The following is a 19,183-nucleotide window of genomic DNA, read 5'->3' on the forward strand; positions in this document are numbered from 1 at the left end:
CGCAATGGCAATGGCTCTTGGTGTAACCGCATCCGCTTACGCTGCTAACCCGTTCTCTGACGTTCCTGCTGGCCACTGGGCTTATGACAGCATCAACAAGCTGGCTGCTGCTGGCGTAATCGAAGGCTACGGCGACTCCACCTTCGGTGGCGACAAACTGATGACCCGTTATGAAATGGCTCAAATCGTTGCTAAAGCAATGGCTAAAGGCGCTAACGTTGACAAACTGGCTGCTGAATTCGCTGACGAGCTGGATAACCTGGGCGTTCGCGTTGCTAACCTGGAGAAAAAAGCTGACAATGTAAAGATCACCGGTGAAATCCGTGCTCATTACGAAGACTACAAAGATACCGCTAACAAAGATAACTCCAAACTGCGTTCCCGTATTTGGATTAAAGGCCAAGTAAACGATGACTGGTCCTACACCGCAATGCTGCAAAACGAGCAAACATTTGTAAAAGATGGTAACAGCGATAACAAAGGTGACGAGGATACCAAATTCCAACGTGCATTTGTAAATGGTCGTTTGGGTGGTCTGGCTGTTGAAGCTGGTCGTAACAATGCTTCTCTGCTCGGTGGCGAAGTTCTCTCCAACCGTGCTGACCGCGTAAAGGTTACCTATGGTAAAGATGTAAAATTGGCTGCTGAATATGGTAAGCTGGCTAATAAAGATAAAGTAGAAGATCTTGGTCATGAATACGCTGCAGTATCTCTGTCCGGCAAACTTGGCAAACTGGGTGCTGAAGCTCTGTATGTTGATGTAAACGAAGATCTGAAACTTGAAGAAGATAACGATATTTGGGCTATTGCTGCAAACTATGCATTCGATAAGAATGTTGCTGTAAAAGCTGCTTACCTGAAGGGTGACGTAGAAAACACTAAAGGCGAAGATGACGGCTGGTTCGCAGTTCTGAACTACAAAGGCGCTAAAGCTGCTAAAGCTGGTTCCTTCGGCGTATATGCTGGCTACTATGACATGGCAGCATCTACCTTGATTGCTAATGGCTGGAACACTTCCTTTGCTAATACTCTGCGTAACGATAAAGGCGGTTTCGAAGGCTGGAAAGCTGGCGTAAACTACACCTTCGCTAAGAACATCGTTGGTACCGTTGAATATGTTGACCTGGATGGTAAGGACGATTCCACGAAAGACGACAAGACTCTGTGGTCTCAAGTAGTATTCACTTTCTAATTCCAACCACATACAACAACTTAACATTTAACACGCGCGTATAAGAAGACGGCCGCCCGCATGGGCGGTCGTTTTTTGATGTGGTGGGGGTGGTTTTGGGTAATGGGGATTTTAGTTAACAAGTGAAATAAGAACTGAAATAAGAAGTGAAATATTTCAGTTCTTATTTTACTTGTTGCAAAGAACTGAAATTAATGCTAAAATCTAAAATATAATAGTAAAATGTGAAATTTTGAAAGGAGAATCTTAAATGACAAATGAAGAACTCTTACAACAACTAAAGTACATTCAAAACATAAAGTGTGAAACACAGACTTTAGAATTGAAAAGTGCTGAAAAAGGCTGTCCTACTCGCTTGTATGATTCTTTATCAAGCTTCTCCAATCAGGATAATGGTGGCATAATTATCTTTGGTGTTGATGAAGCACAAGGCTACAAAGAGGTAGGCGTTTATGATGCGCAGGATATTCAGAAAAAGATAAATGAGCAATGTCTGCAAATGGAGCCGATTGTTCGTCCTATTTTGACAGTTGTTGAAAAGGATGGCAAGACTTTTGCTGCTGCTGAAATACCAGGTGTTGATCTTGCAGAACGCCCCTGCTATTACAAAGGTAAGGGACGCTTGAAGGGTTCATATACCCGCATTGGTGATAGTGATGAGCCAATGACGGAATATGAAATATATAGCTATGAAGCTTATAGGAAAAAATATCAGGATGATATACGCGAAGTAAAACGCGCTTCGCTGCAAGCACTCGATAAAACTGCTTTGAGTAAGTATATACTTTTGCTTAAAGAGGGCAAGCCCAAGTTGGCTGCTATGGATGAACAAAGCATTTATGAACTGATGAGTATAACCCGTAATCGCAATGTAACCTTGAGCAGCGTGCTTTTATTTGGTCTTTACCCTCAAGCTTATTTTCCGCAATTTTGTATTACTGCTGTGGTTGTACCGGGAAAAGAAATTGGCGAGGTTGATAGTGAGGGTGCACGTTTTTTGGATAATGCGCGGATAGAGGGAACAATACCTGAGATATTGGAAGAGGCTATCGCATTCGTAAAACGAAACATGCGCAAAAAAACAATAATAAACCCTGAAACAGGCAAAAGAGAGGATCGCACTGATTATCCTGTTACCGCAATCAGAGAAGCAATTTTGAATGCACTTGTTCATAGAGACTACAGCATACATACAGAGGGAATGCCCATACAGGTTTTAATGTTTGAAGATAGAATAGAAATACGTAATCCTGGTGGAATTTATGGGCGCATGAGCATAGACCAGCTTGGCAAGGTTCAGGCAGATACAAGAAATCCGGTACTTGCTTTGGCATTAGAGGTTTTAGGCATAACTGAAAACAGATATTCCGGCATACCAACCATCAGACGTGAAATGAAGGCTTATAATTTAGTGCCAGCAGAATTTTTGGATGAACGAGGTAATTTTATCGTCAAGTTTTACAAAAAAATGCTGGAAGAATCTAATGCTGATAATAATCTAATTGATTTTTGCCGCACGCCCAGAAGCAGAAAGGAAATATGTGAGTTTCTTGGGGTAAAATCTGTATCATACGCTATGAAAAGATACATCCAGCCATTAATTGAAAGAGGAGAAATAAAATTAACTATGCCTGATACTCCTAAAAGCACTAAGCAAAAATATTTCAGTTAAAAGTTTTACTCCCCATGACTCCCCAGTCAGAAAATTTTTAGCAAACACTGTATTTTTCTATAGATTTATGTTAAAATATACCTATATTCTGCATTACAATAATGCGTCTGGAGGAATAAGAATGAAAAAGGTTTTACGTTATTTATTGATGACTGTTATGGCTATCTGCTTCAGCATCCCCTGCTTTGGTGCAGCTGAAGCTGCCAGCGTTGCCCTGCTGCCCTTAATCAACAATGTTGAAGGTGGCGACGAGCTGGCAAACCAGGTTTTCTACAAAAACGCTCTGGCTGTGCTGAACAGCAAAAAAGGCTTTGTAGTAGTAGAAAACGACAAACTGACCGCTGTTATTGATGCTGCTAAGATCGGCAACAAGGTTCCTGACGCTGCAACCCTGGCAAAGATTGCTAAAGATGGCGATGTTGATATCGTTATCGCTGTTCAGCTGGACAAGCTGGATGACAAAGCTATCGATTCCAGCGAAGAGCGTAAACTGCAAATCGACCTGCAAGGCTATGCAGTTGCTTACAACAAGCTCACCGGTAAAGCTTACGAGCACCGCATTTACAGCGACAAAACCATTCCTGAAGCTCTGACCAGCCGTTGGGATTGGACTCATGAAGAATTTGGCCGTGCAGTACGCATCGAAGTAGACCGTGCTCTGCGTGTTAAATAATTCCACATTAGCTTAAAGCATCAGGCCGCTTCTGCAAATCTTGCAGAGGCGGTTTTTGTATTGCGAAGAAAGGCTTGCAGATAAATGATTGTTTGAAAAATAAAGTTTCTTTATTTGCATGAATTAAGAAAATTTTGTGAAGGACTTGTAGAGTTATTAAAAAAGTGGTACAATAGAGTCATGAAAAATTTGCTTATGCTAACTGCTGAGGGCAGCGAAAAATGCAGGCTGCAAAGAGTATGGTAGAGGAAACAAGGCAACTCTTACTGAAAGCTGCGGCGAGCCGAGTATCAAAGCCAAGGCGAAGAAGCATAGCAGAGTTTTTCAAATGTATTTTCCTAAAGGAGGAAATTAAAATGAAAAAATCTTTAGTATTAGCTATGGCTATGGCTCTGGGCGTAACTGCTTCCGCATACGCTGCTAACCCGTTCTCTGACGTTCCTGCTGGTCACTGGGCTTATGACAGCATCAACAAACTGGCTGCTGCTGGCGTAATCGAAGGCTACGGCGACTCCACCTTCGGTGGCGACAAACTGATGACCCGTTATGAAATGGCTCAAATCGTTGCTAAAGCAATGGCTAAAGGCGCTAACGTTGATAAACTGGCTGCTGAATTCGCTGACGAACTGGACAACCTGGGCGTTCGCGTTGCTAACCTGGAGAAAAAAGCTGACAATGTAAAAGTAACCGGCGAACTGCGTTACAAATACATGAGCAAAGAAAAAGATGCTGATGATGCAAACGGCAACTGCAAATCTTTTGAAAATGATCTGCGTTCCCGTATTTGGGTAACCGGTCAAGTAAATGATGACTGGTCCTACACTGGCATGATTGAAAATACCCAAGATTTTGCTGGTACCCCTAACTCCGGTGACGAAGAAACTTCCTTTGCTCGTGCATATGTTGAAGGTAAAATCGGTGGTTTGAACGTAACTGCTGGTCGTTACAATGCATTCCTGGCAAACGGCAACATCTATGATGCAAAAGCTGATGGCGTTGAAGTTTCCTATGGCGATAAAGTTAAAGTAACTGGCTTTGCTGGTAAAGGTACTGATGATGCTGAAGATGGTGCTGTTTCTTATGGTAACTACTGCGGTGGTGAACTGAGCGGTGCATTTGATAACCTGAATCTCGCTGCTGGTTATGTAAACTTTAAAGACATGGGTACCGATGGCACTGATACCAATGTTGATAATGCTATTTGGTATGTTGGCGCTGATTACACCATGGGTGATGTAAATCTGTCTGCTATGTACCTGAAAGGCGATATGAGCGAGAATGATAAAGATGTAACTGGCATTGATGACGATGGTTGGACTGCTGGTCTGACCTACAAAGGTGCTGAAGCTTCTGAAGCTGGTTCCTGGGGTCTGTTCGCTAACTACTATGATCTCGGCGGTCAAACTTATGTTGCACATACCACTGATGCTAACAGCTTTGGCGATTATGGTGTTAAAAACCAAGGCTTCAAAGGCTATGGCGTTGGCGCTAACTATACCTTCGCTAAAAACATCGTTGGTACTGTAGTTTACTACGACACCGAATCCAAACTGGACAGCAAGGTTGATGACCAACTCGTTTGGGCTGACCTGACCTTCACTTTCTAATTTAACGATTAGCAAGTAACACAAAATAATACACGCGCGTATAAAGGCCCCCTCGCCGCAAGGTGAGGGGGCTTTGGTTTGCAAAAATATTTGAATGTGGTATAATAAAAATAGAAAGACAACCGCCCACAAGGTGGGTTGCCGGTTCAAAGTGTAAAGAAAATCCGCCTCGGTGAACAGCAAATTACAGAGGCGGTTTTTCTATGTGCCTAGATTACTGTATTGCAAAAATATATGAATGTGGTATAATAAAAATAGAAAGACAACCGCCCACAAGGTGGGTTGCCGATTCATAGAGTAAAGAAAATCCACCCCGCTACCGGCAAGTTTTGGGGTGGTTTTCTTATGTCTGGATTATTTGCTGAACTGAAATATAAATGTCAGTAACGCCAGAATAAATACGCCAAAGGCCATAAGATCTTTGAAGTCGTAATTTTTCATAAGCATCACCTCCATTCCAACGGAATTTCGGCAACGCCACCCTGCAACACGGTTGTCTTTATTATTGTACCATGTAAACAAATTTTTGACAAGCAAGACAAAAAATGACCGTCCTCGCAGCTTTTGCTGCGCAGGACGGTCGTTTTGCTTTGTCAAATTACAGGCCGGCCTGCTCAATACCGCTGAACAGGAAGCCTAAATGATTGGTGGAGTTCAGCAGCACTACGCGCCAAACGCCTTCGTTATATTCCAGCACATTAATGCAGGTGTTATCCTGCTTAATCTGCCAGAAGTGCGACATATCAAGACCCAGCAAATCGCAGATAATAGCCTTGTTTACTGCATCATGCGCAGCAACCAGCACAGTTTTGCCTGCATATTTTTCCGCATAGTCATCAAAGGCAGCGCGCGCACGCTTGCGCACATCCTCCAGACTTTCACCGCCGTCAGGCATCTGCACCAGGTGCGGCTTGGTGTGCCACAGAGCAAACTCCTGCGGAAATTGCTTGGCAATTTCCGGCGCCAGCACGCCTTCCCAGCTACCATGATTGATTTCCAGCAGACGCTCATCTGTTGCTACCGGCAGCTGGTGCAGGTCAGCGCAGAACTTGCAGGTCTGATAGGAGCGCTGCAGCGGGCTGGAGATGCACACATCAATAGGGATGTGGTGCAAGCCCTCGGCCAGCAGGTGGCCTTGGCGCAGGCCACGCTCGCTCAGCGGCGTATCCTCCTGCCCTTGGTATCTGCCTTCAATATTCCAGGTTGTTTCGCCATGTCGGACTAAAATTATTCTCATAAAACTTCCTCACTGTACTTTATTTGGCTGTTGACCTTAGCCTTCGCAGTTGATAAGCTTAACATCGATAATGCCTTCTACACCGCGCAGCTGCAGCATGATATCGTTCGGAATGTCGTCGCCAACAGCAATCGCCATAATGTTGGTGTCGGATTTAGGAGTGCTGCCAACCTGCATGCCGTTGATGTTGATGCCGGCGCTGCCTAAAATGGTAGCCATTTGGCCAATCATATTAGGCTTGTTGACGTGCGGTGCCAGCAGCAGATAGCCTTCGGGATTGAAGTCAACATGATATTGGTCGATTTGGACAATCTTAGGCTGCTTGCCATCGAACAGGGTGCCTTCGATTTTATGTGTGCCCTTGGCAGTAGCGATTTTTACATTGATAGCGGTAGTGAAGTAACCTGGCTTGTTAGCCTTAACCTCTTTAACCTCCAAATTGCGTTTTTTGGCAATGCCGGGAGCATTGACAAAGTTAACGCTTTCCTGCAGAATCGGGTTCAGCAGGCCTTTGAGGAAGGCGGTGGTGAGTGCCTGGGTTTCGGTTTCAGCAAGCGCACCGGTGTATTCCACTTCCACGCTCTTAATCGGTCCGTCTGCCAGGTAAATGCCCACGGTACCCATGCGCTCTGCAAGCTTAAAGTAAGGTTGGATAACTGTTGCCACGCTTTTCGGGATAGGTGCCATGTTAACTGCGGTCATAACCGGACGTCCTTCGAGTGCATCGATTACGCCGTAAGCAACGTCAACAGCTACGCCGATTTGCGCTTCAATGGTGGAAGCACCAAGGTGCGGAGTTTGGACAACATTGAACAGTCCCAGGAAGGGGTTATTTTCTTTGGTAAGCGGTTCGGTCGGATAAACGTCGATAGCGGCGCCGGCAATTTTACCTGATTTAACGCCCTCAGCAATAGCCTCGGGATCCATGCAGCCGCCGCGGGCGCAGTTGACGATGCGCACGCCGTCCTTCATTTTGGCAATAGCTTCGGCATTCAGCATCTTTTCCGTTTCCTTGGTGAGCGGAGTGTGAATGGTGATGTAGTCGGATTTAGCCAGCAGAGTGTCAAAATCAACCAGCTCAACGCCAACCTGATGCGCACGTTCTTCGGTAATATAAGGGTCATAACCAATGGTAGTCATTTCCATAGCCTGCATACGTTTGGCAACGCGGCTGCCGATACGGCCAACGCCGATAATGCCCAAGGTTTTGCCCTGTACCTGGATGCCGTCAAAGGATTTGCGGTCCCATTTACCTTCCTGAATGGATTGATGGGCCTGCGGAATGTGACGAGTCATAGCCATCATCATAGCAACGGTGTGCTCGGTAGCTGCCATGGTGTTGCCTTCCGGGGTGTTGAGTACAACAATGCCTTTAGCAGTAGCGGCGGGGATGTCGATGTTATCAACGCCAACGCCGGCGCGGCCAATAACCTTCAGACGAGTGGAGGCTTCGATAACCTCCTTGGTTACCTTGGTCATGCTGCGGGTTACCAGGCCATCGTAATTATTGATAACCTTGATAAGCTCCTCCGGCTTCATGTTGGGCATTACATCTACATCAAAATGTTCGCGCAGCAGAGCTACGCCTTTTTCGCTGATATCGTTGCTGACAAAAATTTTCATGGTGATTTATCTCCTTTATGTATAATTTGTAGGTTATTGAACAACCCTCAGTCATCGCCTTTTGCGATGCCAGCTCCCTTGACACTAAGACCCGGTTTGCCGCAAACACAACCCTCAGTCAAAATCACTGCGTGATTTTGCCAGCTCCCTTTCATGGAGCATATAACAGATAGGCGAGCTTGTGAACGTCAATATTGGGCAAGAAGTTTATATCTTCCCTGAAAGGGAAGGTGGCTGCGAACGAAGTGAGCAGACGGAAGGGTTGTGTATATCTGATAGATTATGAATTGAAAATTATTTATTAGTTTTGTTTGCTTTCATATACTCTTCCATAAACTTCGCCAACGCCTTGCAGGCCTCCAGCGGCACAGCATTGTAGGCACTGGCGCGGCAGCCGCCTACCAGGCGGTGACCGCCGATGCCTACGAAGCCGGCAGCCTTGCCCTTAGCCACGAAATCCTTCTCCATTTCCGGTGTAGCCAGATTAAAGGTAATATTCATGTTGCTGCGAGCTTCGGGAACCGCATGGCCCTTGTAAAAACCATTACTGTTGTCGATAACGTCATAAATGAGCTTAGCCTTCGCTGCATTATTTTTGGCAATAGCATTTACGCCACCCTGCTTTTTAATCCAGTGCAGAGTTTTGTTAACCATATAAATGGCGAAGACAGGCGGTGTATTGTACAGCGAATCGTTATTGGCGAAGGTGCTGTACTTCAGCATCGTGGGCAGCTCCTCACGTGCTGTTGCCAAAAAGCTTTTTTTGGCGATGACGATGACTACACCTGCAGGACCAAGGTTTTTCTGCGCTCCTGCGTAGATGAGGTCAAAAGCCTTGACGTTCACCTTGCGTGAAAGAATGTCGCTGGACATATCGCAGATAACAGGAACGTCGAACTTGGGGAAATCCTTGTACTCGGTGCCGTAAATCGTGTTGTTGGCAGTAAGGTGTACATAAGAAGTGTCGGGGCGGAGATTGAACTCCTGCGGAATGTAGCTGTGGTTTTTATCGGCGCTGGTAGCAGCCTCGTAAACCTCGCCGTAGAATTTTCCTTCCGCCATTGCCTTCTTGGCCCAGACGCCAGTGTTGACATAAGCGGCGTATTTTTTAGTGTGGAAATTAGCCGCTGTCATCAGAAACTGAGTGCTGCCGCCGCCCTGGATAAACATAATCTCGTAATCCTCAGGGATTTCCATCAGCTCACGCAGCAGCTGCTTTGTTTCAGCATGCAGGGCAGCGTATTCGTTGCTGCGGTGGCTCATTTCAATGATGCTCATGCCGGTGTTTTTGTAGTTTAAGAACTCCTCCTGCGCTTCCAGCAGTACCTCGAGCGGCATAGCGGAGGGACCGGCGTTAAAGTTATATGCTCTTTTCATTTGTTTCTTCCTTCTTCCTGAAAATAAATATGGCAAGCACATCCCTTTGGGACGAGCTTGCCTTTATCTCGCGGTACCACCCAAATTGCCACAGCTAAATTGCTTCACCTAAAAAAATAAGCCCTTCATCCCTATCTTGGGACGAGGACTGCTCGCGGTGCCACCCAATTTGCCTATGGCCAACTCTGAACGCTGTATCGGGCGCACCCGTCAAATTCGTCATTTGCCGCTTCGGAGCGGAACTAGTGTGCTTCGCTGCTGCCTTGCATCAACCGCCAGCTTTCTGAAAAGACCTGCACATTGCTTCTCCATCATTGCGTTGCGTAATGTGATTTGTAGATGATTATAGCACGCCTGCTTTTAGAGTCAAGTGTTTTGGTAAAGATTTTTTATGTATACAATTTTTTAAGCTGTTTTGTAACGTAGGTTACAGAGTGTTGCTAAAAATATGTTTATATGATAAAGTGATTTTGACAACCGTGGTACAGGGTGGCGTTGCCTTCATTCTTAAAGAATGGAGGTGATGTCTATGGTATATTTTACATTCCAGGATCTTATGATTTTCGGTATGTTTATACTGGCATTGCTGACGTTCGTGTTTCAGAACCGTAAGTAAAATGCACATAGAAAAGCTGCCCCAATACTTTGACCGGTAAGGGCAGCTCTTCTGTTTCTTAGCGGGCAACCCACCTTGTGGGCAGTTGTCACTTTTCATCTATAATATAGCACACTGCCGTTTTTTTTGCAAGTTGTGCATATTTAACTTGCGTATTTTCGCTGTTCATGTTAAAGTAAGCATGTAAACAAAATAACGTAACCGCTAGGGGCGCAATTTGCTGAGAGGACTGACATCCGACCCTTTGAACCTGAATCTGGTTAAAACCAGCGTAGGAAAGCGAGCAGATTTCTGCAAAAAGATAATTCAACCGCTTTCCGACAGGAAGGCGGTCTTTTAATTATAAGGAGGAAAAATTATGGCAACACAAATGCAATTGGCACGCCAGGGCGTGATTACCGAGGCAATGAAAATTGTCGCAGAGCAGGAGCATGTAACTGCAGAATTTATTCGCGAAGGCGTAGCAAACGGTACTATCGCCATTCCCTGTAACATCAATCATAAAAATATTATTCCTCGCGGTGTAGGTACCGGTCTTACCGTAAAGGTTAACGCTAACATCGGCACCTCCAGCAGCTATCCTGATCCGGAACCGGAGCTGGCAAAGCTGCAGGCTGCAATTGATGCAGGTGCAGATTCTGTAATGGATCTTTCCACCGGCAACAATATCAGTGCCTCCCGCCAGGCAATTATTGCGGCTTCCACTGTAATGGTTGGTACTGTGCCGATGTATCAGGTAACGGTAGAAACTATCAAAAAGCGCGGCGCAGTAGTTGAAATGACCAAAGAGGATATTTTCGATGTCATCCGCCAACAGGCTGCAGATGGCGCTGACTTCATGACCATTCATTGCGGTATCAACAAAAATGTGCTGAAGGCACTTATTGACGAGGGCCGCGTTATGGACGTTGTCAGCCGTGGCGGCAGCTTTATCACCGGCTGGATGCTGCACAATGACGCTGAAAACCCGCTGTATGAATACTATGATGAAATTCTTGATATCTGTGCTGAATATGACGTAACTATCAGCCTGGGTGATGGCCTGCGTCCCGGCTGCATTGCTGATGCTACCGACAGAGCGCAGATTCAGGAGCTGCTGAACCTGGGCGAATTGACACAGCGCGCCTGGGATAAGGGCGTACAGGTTATGGTGGAAGGCCCCGGCCACGTGCCCTACAACCAGATTGCTGCCAACATGCAGCTGCAAAAACGCCTGTGCCATGGAGCACCGTTCTATGTGCTCGGACCTCTTGTAACTGACGTTGCTCCCGGCTATGATCATATTACCAGCGCTATCGGCGGCACTCTGGCTGCAGTAAGCGGTGCTAATTTCCTGTGCTACGTAACTCCGGCGGAGCATTTGGGCCTGCCTGACTTAAATGACGTGCGTGAGGGCGTCATCGCTACCCGTATCGCTGCTCATGCTGCTGATTTGGCTAACGGCAACAAGCAGGCATGGGAGTGGGACCTGAAAATGGCCAAAGCACGTAAGGTTCTGGATTGGCCGGCGCAGCTTGATCTGGCGATTGATCCGGTGAAGGCTAAGGAGTATCGTTGCCGCAAGAACAAATCTGATGACGAAGCTTGCTCTATGTGCGGTGATTACTGCGCTGTTAAAATTGTCGGTCAGTACCTGGAAGAGCATATGAGAAAGAACTGAGCCGTTACTTGAAAAAATAATATGAATGTGCTATATTAAATATAGAAAATGACAACCGCCCACAAGGTGGGTTGCCAGTTGAATTGACTTGAAAAGCCGCCTCGGAATCTGGTAAATTACAGGGGCGGTTTTTCTATGAGCAAATTACTTTTTGTTCTGAAAAATGAACGTCAGTAATGTCAGTATAAACATACCGAAAATCATAAGATCCTGGAATGTAAAATATACCATAGACATCACCTCCATTCGTTAAGAATGAAGGCAATACCACCCTGTAAAACGGTAGTCATGAAAATTTTAATACATAAACATATTTTTAGCAAGAATGCTTGGTGCTTATCATTCTGAATTATGCTATAATATAGGTAATAATAATATTTCTAGAGGTAACTGATGGAGAAAAATATTTTAGAATATGTTGGCAAAAGCTTATATCAGACACATATTTTGAAGGAAATGAAGCGTTACGTTGTATTCCGCACGCGTTGCGCTATGCATAGTGGCAAGGTTGACGAACTGCTGCAGTTTTTTGCTGCGAATAGCAAGCGTCAGGCGTGGCTGCAGGGAACACCTGCGCTTTTGGAACAGACTACCAGAGCGTTCTTCTATAAAGGCTCAACCTGGGATGAACGTGTAGAGCTGGTGCAGAATCATCTGCTGATTATGGAAGAGCTGTTCAAGCCGGAGCTGATGGATAAATTGTATAGCAAGGGTGAAATGGTGCAGCTGTGGGAGGACTCCTATGATGACAGACCGCTGACGCTGCAGCTGTGGTTTCATTCCGGTCAGCGCAAGGAAGGCTGCCTGTCACTGGCATTGTTTTATGAAGGTGAACCCTTATATCAGATTATGTTCTGGCTGGCTAAAAATAAAACAGATGGCAAGAACGTTATTTATATCGGCGCCCTGCAGGGACCGCAGAACGGCAGCGAGCTGATTAAAGGCATGACGAAGGCCTTCTTTGGCTATCGTACTAAAAACCTGATGTTCTATGGCCTGCGTTGCTTTGCTGATGCTGTAGGCATTGAAAATATTTTTGCTGTTACTAACGATGGTTACTATGCAATGAACCATCTTCGTGTAGACCGCAAGCTGAAAACAGATTTCGGCGCCTTTTGGCAGGAGTGCGAAGGCGTGATTTGCTCTGACCGCCGCTTCTATATTATGCCGACCGCAGAGCACCGTAAATCTATGGAGGAGCTGAAGCCGTCGAAGAGAGCACAGCACCGCCGTCGTTTTACTAAAATGGATGAGATGAAGGCAGCGGTTAAGACTGCTGTTGGCGGTTATAAAAAGTAAAGCTGGTGTGTTGCTTGTGATATAGAGGCGCAAGTTGCTTGTAATATTATTTATAGTAACAAACGATGCAAATTTTACATTGGATAAAGCAGAGGTTCAGAAGAGAACCTCTGTTTTTTTTAGACAAAACATGCTATAATAAAAATATATAGCTCTGATTGGAGGTAAGAAAATTGAAAAAACAGCTTGCAACTTTATTGTTGACCTTTATCTTTTGCTTTACAACGGTAATCCCGGGATTTGCAGCTGATGCTGCTGTTCCCATGGCTGAAAAAATTGGTGCTATGGAAAAAATGCTTTACGGTACAGAGCAAAGCGGTTCCCTGCTGCAGCGTATGGACAGCCTTGAGGATGACGTTTACGGCACTATTACAAGTGATGCAATAATCAACCGCGTTGATAATATGTACGATTACCTTGAGGGTACTCCTGATAACGGAGAGGCTTCCTTTGCTACTAAGCTTAATGTAGTAGAATGGAAGATGAACGAAAGCATGTCCGGTGGCGCAGCCAAAAACCGTATTGAAGCAACTGAAAAGCTTCTCTATGGTCAGAACCAGACCGGTTCTTTGAGCGGACGCCTGGAAAATCTGCTGAAGCTTGCTTCCTATGAAGATGGCAATGTGCCTGTACAGGAAGTGACTTTGCCGAAGGATTCTGTTTTGAAAATCACTTTTACTTCCGAGCTGAGCACTAAAATGAGTCGCCAGGGCGATACAGTGCACTTCAAAGCTGCTGATAACCTGTACGTAAACGATGTACTGGTGCTGCCGAAGGGTGCAACCGGTGTCGGTGAAGTAAAAAAGGTTGTTCAGCCTGGTATCTTTGGTAAGGATGGTCGTATTGATATCAACTTTACCTATATCTATGGTATAGATGGTACTAAGATTCCTGTTACCGTAGGCGAGCTGGCTAAACAAAAGGCTGAAAGCATCGCCGGTGCAGCCGGAGCCGCTATTGGCGGTATGATTATTCTTGGTCCTGTAGGCCTGGTTGGCGGTGCCTTTGTTAAGGGCAACAGTGTAACTATCCCGGTTGGCTGTGAAACCTATGTGCAAACTGCTGCAGATACTACCCTGCAGGGTGCAGTATATCAGGAATAAAATCGAAAATTATACGTGAAAAGCTCACTCTTTCGAGTGAGCTTTTGCTTTTTTTATGGTATAATGTTAAGTGGATTATTATGAAATTTTTCATTTGCAATTATAGAGAAGGAGTTTTTTCGTATGAATAAGACTTTTATAGCTGCCACATTAGCTTTGGGCATGTGCATGCCTGTTTATGCAGAACAGTTTAGCAACAGCAACAGCGATAGTATGCTGAGTCCGGTTTCTGTCAGTGAGCCGAATGCTGCATTGCCACATCGCGAAAAGCTGGATGCAGAAAAGCAGCAGGGACTGCCAATTCACCTGACAGGTGAGCATGCAGTATATGATACTGTCAGCGGCGATTTTCATGCCGAGGGTAATATCAGGGTATCACAAAATGGTCAGGATATTTATACAACGCAGGTAAAAGGCAACATGAAAACTGGCGATATCTGGTTATTAGAGGGTGGTAAGCTGGTAGAGGGAGAAAGTGAAACTCAGGCTGCCTGGGGCCATTATAACTTTAACAATAAGACCGGTGAAATGAAAAAAATGACCGGCAAGAACGGTAAGGACTTCTTTGCTGCTCCGCATGCTGCCATTTATCCGGACAAAATGATTCTTGATGAGGGTGGCTCTACCAGTCGCTGCCCTGCTGTAAAGCATCCTAAATGTTTGGAAATCAAGGCTAAGACCTTTGAAATTTATCCGCATGATAAAATGGTAGCACGCGACGTCAAGGTTTTTGTGCGCGGTAAGCATATCTATTCCCGTGATTATTGGGAAAACAGCCTGACGGAAAAATCCAAGGAACGTATCCTGCCGCATATCGGCTTCAAGGACAGCGATAAGGGAACTTATGTCAATGTTTCCTATGAGCGTCCGTTAGGTGACAAGGACACAATTTACGCTGATATAAATTATTACAGCAAGGCTGGCTATAAGCCTGTTTACGGCCTGGAGCATAACGAGCGTAACTTTAAGGTTACCTACGAAAACGGCTGGTATGAGGACGATGACGAATGGGTAGAGAAGCAGAACAATATACGCTTTAATTATAAAAATCATCATATCGCTCCTGGTTTACCTTTGACTTACAGTGCTTACTTTGAACGTGGCCTGTGGAAGAATGATGATACCGGACGTAAGAGCTGGCATACAGAATATGGCGCCTTCCTGAACCATGATCGTATTTATCTGTTCAACAGCAAGAATACATCTCTTGATCTGACAATCGGCAAGAAGTGGACACGTGAGAGTGCAGAGGATTCTTTGCAGTCTACCAATGTTTATTATGCAACCTTGGGACAGAAAATCAGCCCGAAGTGGAATACTTGGGTTGGCTATTATCGTGAAGATTTTACGACAGATGTATTCACCTATGATCAGCCTGATATGGCCAAAGAGCTGCGCAATGGTCTGCAATACATTATGGATGACAAGAACAGCTTTACCATTGTCAACCGCTATGATTTAGACCAAAAGGAAAATTACGAAACAAGATACAGCTGGACGCATAAGTTCTGCTGCTGGCAGCTTTCCTTGATTTATAAGCATAAAGATATTGATAGTAAAGACAGTGCTTTTGAAGCTAAATTTGATTTTGTAAACTGGTAATGAGGTAGAAAATGAAAGAGATTATTAAGCAACGCTTTCTGGACCATCTGCAGGTGGCAAATGCTGTGATGAACAGCGATATCCTGGCACAGATTGAGCGCATTGCTGTAGAAGTAAAAAAGGCGTTGGCCAATGGCAACAAGGTTTTCTTCTGCGGCAACGGCGGCAGTGCCGCTGATAGCCAGCATCTGGCTGCCGAATTTGTCGGCCGCTTCCAAAAGGAACGCGCTGGTCTGCCTGCTATCGCACTGACGGTGGATACCTCCATTTTGACTGCTGTCGGCAACGATTACGGCTATGATAAGGTTTTCGTGCGTCAGGTGCAGGCGCTCGCACGTCCCGGTGATGTGCTGGTAGGCATTTCTACTAGCGGCAACAGCGCTAATGTTGTGGAAGCTGTTGAGCTGGCCAAGAGCATGGGCGTGTTCTGCGTAGGCATGACGGCTGAGGGCGGCGGCAAAATGAAGCTGCTGTGCGACGAGTGCATCGCTGTGCCGGTGAAGGTTACTGCCCGTGCGCAGGAAATGCATATTTTGATAGGCCACATTTTATGTGAGCTGGTGGATGGTGAATAATTTGGCTGATTTAGCTGTAACAACTTTTTTAGCGGAACAGATTAAAAATGTACGTATTGCTGTTATTGGCGATGTGATGCTGGACAGATACTTCCAGGGCGAGGTAAAACGCATTTCGCCGGAAGCACCTGTACCGGTAACACGTATTACAAAGATAAATTCCGTGCTGGGCGGTGCGGCAAACGTTGCTGCCAACCTGGCACATCTGGAATGTCAGGTTTTTATGGGCGGTGTGACAGGTGATGATGAAAACCGTCTGCTGCTGGAAAAGCTGATGGATGATGCAGGCATCAATCATCAGGGACTGGTGAAAAGCAAACGCCGCAAGACCATTACCAAGCTGCGTGTTTTGGGCGGCAATCAGCAGATGCTGCGACTTGATTTTGAAGAAACCGGCGATTTATTCCCGGAAGAAATCATTGAGCTGCGTCATTGGCTGGCAGGACTGCTTGATGAAGGCTTGGATGGCATTATTGTTTCCGATTATGCCAAGGGTGTCTGCTCGGATGATTTTTGCCAATGGGTAATTGCTCAGGGCAAGGCCTATGATATACCGGTTTTGATTGATCCTAAGGGAGCAGACTGGTCTAAGTATGACGGCTGCGATTTTATTACGCCTAATCTAAAGGAAATGTGTGAGGCTGCAGGCTGTCAGCGTGAAAACTCTGATGAAGCCGTTGTCAGCATGGCGCAGACTGCACGCGAAAAATTTCATATTAAGAATGTTGTTGTTACCCGCAGTGAGCGCGGCATGAGTCTGGTTAATGCTGAACAGGTGCTGCACAGCCCTGCTACCGCCATTGAGGTGTTTGATGTTTCCGGTGCTGGTGATACGGTGGCGGCTACGCTTCTGGCAGGTGTTGCAGGCAAGCTTTCGTTGGCTGATGCTGTTTATATGGCAAACCGTGCTGCAGGCATTGTTGTGGCCAAGGTTGGCACTTATCCGGTGCACCGTGACGAGCTTTTGAAGGACCTACTGACGGAGGAACGCAAACAGGGCCGTGGCTATCGCACACTGAGCTGGCAGGAGATTGCATCTCTGGCAGCAACCTGGAGAGCATGCGGCGAAAAGATTGTGTTCACCAACGGCTGCTTTGATATTCTGCATGTTGGCCATGTAACGTATCTGGAGAAGGCACGCAATCTTGGCAAGCACTTGATTGTGGGCCTGAATACGGACGCCTCCGTTCGCCGACTGAAGGGTGAAACAAGACCTTTGGTGCATGAGCTGGACCGTGCGCGTGTACTTGCAGCGCTGGCCTGCGTAGATGCGGTAGTACTGTTTGATCAGGATACGCCTACCGAGCTGATTGAAAAAATTCGTCCCGATATTCTTGTCAAGGGCGGCGATTACAAGCCTGAGGAGGTTGCCGGACGTGAATATGCCGGCGAGGTGCGCATTATAGAATTTGAGGATGGTTATTCCACAACCGGTGTGGTGGAAAAAATTGCCAAAATGGTTAAGGAGGGCAAATTATGATTATCGTAACTGGTGGTGCCGGCTTTATCGGCAGTAATATTGTTAAAGGCTTAAATGACCGTGGTATTGATGACATTCTTGTTGTTGATAACCTGACCAACATGGTTAAATTCAAAAATATCCAAGGCCTGAAGGTTAAGGATTATATGGATAAGTATGCTTTCATGGATGCACTGAAGGAAGGCAAATTCAATCACGAAAAAATCGACGTTATATTCCATGAGGGCGCTTGCTCCGATACTATGGAATATAACGGCAAATACATGATGGAAAACAACTTTGAGTATACTAAAAACGTGCTGCATTTCTGCCTCGACAGAAAGATTCAGATGATGTATGCTTCCTCTGCTTCCACTTATGGCAGCGGTGCTCATGGCTTCCGTGAAGAGCCTGCGTGCGAGGAAGCGCTGAACGTTTATGCTTTCTCCAAGCTGTTCTTTGACAACTATCTGCGCCGTCTGCTGCCGCAGGCACAAAGCCAGGTAGTAGGCCTGCGTTATTTTAACGTATACGGTCCGCAGGAAAACCATAAGGGCAAAATGGCTTCCATGATTTACCAAATGTACAATCAGTGGAAGGCAGAGCACAAGGTGCGCCTGTTCGGTGAATACGCTGGCTATGGCCCGGGCGAGCATACACGTGACTTTGTGTATGTAAAAGATGTTGTTAAGGTAAACTTCTACTTCTGGGATCATCCGGAAATCAGCGGTATTTTCAACTGCGGTACCGGCCATGCGCATCAGTTCAATACTCTGGCTAAGGCTGTGCTGAACCATTTTGGTAGCGGCGAGCTGGAATATGTACCGTTCCCTGAAGTACTGAAGGGCAAATACCAGAGCTTTACCGAAGCAGATGATACCAACCTTTTGGCAGCAGGCTATGACGGAGGCTTTACTCCGATTGAAGAGGCTGCAGAGGAATATTGCCAGCTTCTCGACAAGACCGGCGGTTATTACGTTTATGAAGGCTAAGGCGGTATTTTTTGACAGAGATGGCGTGCTCAATGTTGATGTAGCCTATCTCTACAAAATTGAGGACCTGCGCTGGATTGAAGGTGCACGCGAGGCTGTGGCGTATCTGTCGCAGCTTGGCTATAAAATTTTTATTGTAACGAACCAGAGCGGTATTGCGCGTGGTTATTATACAGTAGAGCAGATGAATGAGCTGCATGCTTATATGCAAAGTGAAATTGCTGCGGCAGGCGGTAAAATAGAAAAAATCTATTACTGCCCGCATCATCCAGAGGGCAGCGTGCCGGAATATACCGGTGTGTGCGATTGTCGCAAACCCAAACCGGGAATGTTGCTGCAGGCGCTGGCAGAATATTATATCGACAAGGAGCAGAGCTTCTTGGTCGGCGACAGCAAGCGTGATGTGGAAGCAGCGGAGGCTGCTGGTGTAAAAGGCTATCTTTACACAGGGGGCAATCTGCTGGATTTCGTAAAAAATATTGTAAGCGAGAGATGA

The 19,183-nt window shown here is 45.9% G+C and carries 18 protein-coding genes and 1 riboswitch; of the genes, 13 read left to right on the forward strand and 5 right to left on the reverse strand.

Going from position 1 to position 19,183, the window contains the following annotated elements; genetic code table 11:
• From Q0612_RS07435 to Q0612_RS07450, 4 genes are all read left to right on the forward strand, one after another.
• The coding region (locus Q0612_RS07435) for an S-layer homology domain-containing protein (protein WP_298882807.1) at window positions 1-1,192 on the forward strand (1,192 nt) is incomplete at its 5' end.
• A gap of 250 nt (window positions 1,193-1,442) precedes the next feature.
• On the forward strand, window positions 1,443-2,864 hold the full coding sequence (locus tag Q0612_RS07440) for an ATP-binding protein (protein WP_298882811.1): 1,422 nt from the start codon (window positions 1,443-1,445) through the stop codon (window positions 2,862-2,864).
• A 121-nt stretch (window positions 2,865-2,985) separates the two neighbouring features.
• Entirely contained in the window at window positions 2,986-3,537 is a 552-nt protein-coding gene (locus tag Q0612_RS07445) for a hypothetical protein (RefSeq protein WP_298882814.1), read from the forward strand.
• Between the two features lie 356 nt (window positions 3,538-3,893).
• On the forward strand, window positions 3,894-5,144 hold the full coding sequence (locus Q0612_RS07450) for an S-layer homology domain-containing protein (RefSeq protein ID WP_298882817.1): 1,251 nt from the start codon (window positions 3,894-3,896) through the stop codon (window positions 5,142-5,144).
• Between the two features lie 354 nt (window positions 5,145-5,498).
• Here the strand turns inward: Q0612_RS07450 and Q0612_RS07455 are convergent, their stop codons facing one another.
• From Q0612_RS07455 to serC, 4 genes are all read right to left on the reverse strand, one after another.
• Window positions 5,499-5,741: a hypothetical protein gene (locus Q0612_RS07455; protein ID WP_298882820.1), complete on the reverse strand. Its 243-nt coding sequence runs from the start codon at window positions 5,739-5,741 to the stop codon at window positions 5,499-5,501.
• A 1-nt stretch (window position 5,742) separates the two neighbouring features.
• Window positions 5,743-6,381, reverse strand: a complete 639-nt coding sequence (locus tag Q0612_RS07460; RefSeq protein WP_298882822.1) for a histidine phosphatase family protein — start codon at window positions 6,379-6,381, stop codon at window positions 5,743-5,745.
• A gap of 36 nt (window positions 6,382-6,417) precedes the next feature.
• Window positions 6,418-8,004, reverse strand: a complete 1,587-nt coding sequence (gene serA, locus Q0612_RS07465; RefSeq protein WP_293827726.1) for a phosphoglycerate dehydrogenase — start codon at window positions 8,002-8,004, stop codon at window positions 6,418-6,420.
• A gap of 294 nt (window positions 8,005-8,298) precedes the next feature.
• Window positions 8,299-9,381: a 3-phosphoserine/phosphohydroxythreonine transaminase gene (serC, locus tag Q0612_RS07470; protein WP_298882825.1), complete on the reverse strand. Its 1,083-nt coding sequence runs from the start codon at window positions 9,379-9,381 to the stop codon at window positions 8,299-8,301.
• A 568-nt stretch (window positions 9,382-9,949) separates the two neighbouring features.
• Between serC and Q0612_RS11945 the strand changes: the two genes are divergently transcribed.
• Window positions 9,950-9,997, forward strand: coding sequence for a hypothetical protein (locus Q0612_RS11945; RefSeq protein ID WP_366517714.1), 48 nt, complete (start codon window positions 9,950-9,952; stop codon window positions 9,995-9,997).
• A gap of 196 nt (window positions 9,998-10,193) precedes the next feature.
• A riboswitch (TPP riboswitch) is annotated at window positions 10,194-10,292 on the forward strand.
• Between the two features lie 63 nt (window positions 10,293-10,355).
• The gene (gene thiC / locus Q0612_RS07475; RefSeq protein ID WP_298882827.1) at window positions 10,356-11,657 is read left to right on the forward strand and encodes a phosphomethylpyrimidine synthase ThiC; all 1,302 of its coding nucleotides are present in this window, start codon (window positions 10,356-10,358) and stop codon (window positions 11,655-11,657) included.
• A 144-nt stretch (window positions 11,658-11,801) separates the two neighbouring features.
• Here thiC and Q0612_RS11950 read toward each other — a convergent pair whose 3' ends face one another.
• Window positions 11,802-11,903, reverse strand: a complete 102-nt coding sequence (locus tag Q0612_RS11950; protein WP_366517709.1) for a putative holin-like toxin — start codon at window positions 11,901-11,903, stop codon at window positions 11,802-11,804.
• 147 nt (window positions 11,904-12,050) lie between these two features.
• On the opposite strand from Q0612_RS11950, the gene Q0612_RS07480 reads away from it, so the two are divergent.
• From Q0612_RS07480 to gmhB, 7 genes are all read left to right on the forward strand, one after another.
• Window positions 12,051-12,956 carry a VirK/YbjX family protein gene (locus Q0612_RS07480; protein ID WP_298882829.1) on the forward strand — a complete coding sequence of 302 codons (906 nt, stop codon included), beginning with the start codon at window positions 12,051-12,053 and terminating at the stop codon, window positions 12,954-12,956.
• Between the two features lie 173 nt (window positions 12,957-13,129).
• On the forward strand, window positions 13,130-14,059 hold the full coding sequence (locus Q0612_RS07485) for a hypothetical protein (RefSeq protein ID WP_293724974.1): 930 nt from the start codon (window positions 13,130-13,132) through the stop codon (window positions 14,057-14,059).
• 123 nt (window positions 14,060-14,182) lie between these two features.
• Window positions 14,183-15,661: an OstA-like protein gene (locus Q0612_RS07490; protein WP_298882834.1), complete on the forward strand. Its 1,479-nt coding sequence runs from the start codon at window positions 14,183-14,185 to the stop codon at window positions 15,659-15,661.
• 11 nt (window positions 15,662-15,672) lie between these two features.
• Entirely contained in the window at window positions 15,673-16,236 is a 564-nt protein-coding gene (locus Q0612_RS07495) for an SIS domain-containing protein (protein ID WP_298882839.1), read from the forward strand.
• On the forward strand, window positions 16,226-17,716 hold the full coding sequence (gene rfaE1, locus Q0612_RS07500; protein WP_298882844.1) for a D-glycero-beta-D-manno-heptose-7-phosphate kinase: 1,491 nt from the start codon (window positions 16,226-16,228) through the stop codon (window positions 17,714-17,716). Before Q0612_RS07495 ends, rfaE1 begins: the two co-directional genes overlap by 11 nt.
• Window positions 17,713-18,687, forward strand: a complete 975-nt coding sequence (rfaD, locus tag Q0612_RS07505) for an ADP-glyceromanno-heptose 6-epimerase (protein WP_298882847.1) — start codon at window positions 17,713-17,715, stop codon at window positions 18,685-18,687. Before rfaE1 ends, rfaD begins: the two co-directional genes overlap by 4 nt.
• On the forward strand, window positions 18,677-19,183 hold the full coding sequence (gene gmhB, locus Q0612_RS07510; protein WP_298882850.1) for a D-glycero-beta-D-manno-heptose 1,7-bisphosphate 7-phosphatase: 507 nt from the start codon (window positions 18,677-18,679) through the stop codon (window positions 19,181-19,183). The genes rfaD and gmhB overlap by 11 nt, the downstream gene beginning before the upstream one ends.

The organism is uncultured Phascolarctobacterium sp., from assembly GCF_937920985.1.
Classification (GTDB): Bacteria; Bacillota; Negativicutes; order Acidaminococcales; family Acidaminococcaceae; genus Phascolarctobacterium_A.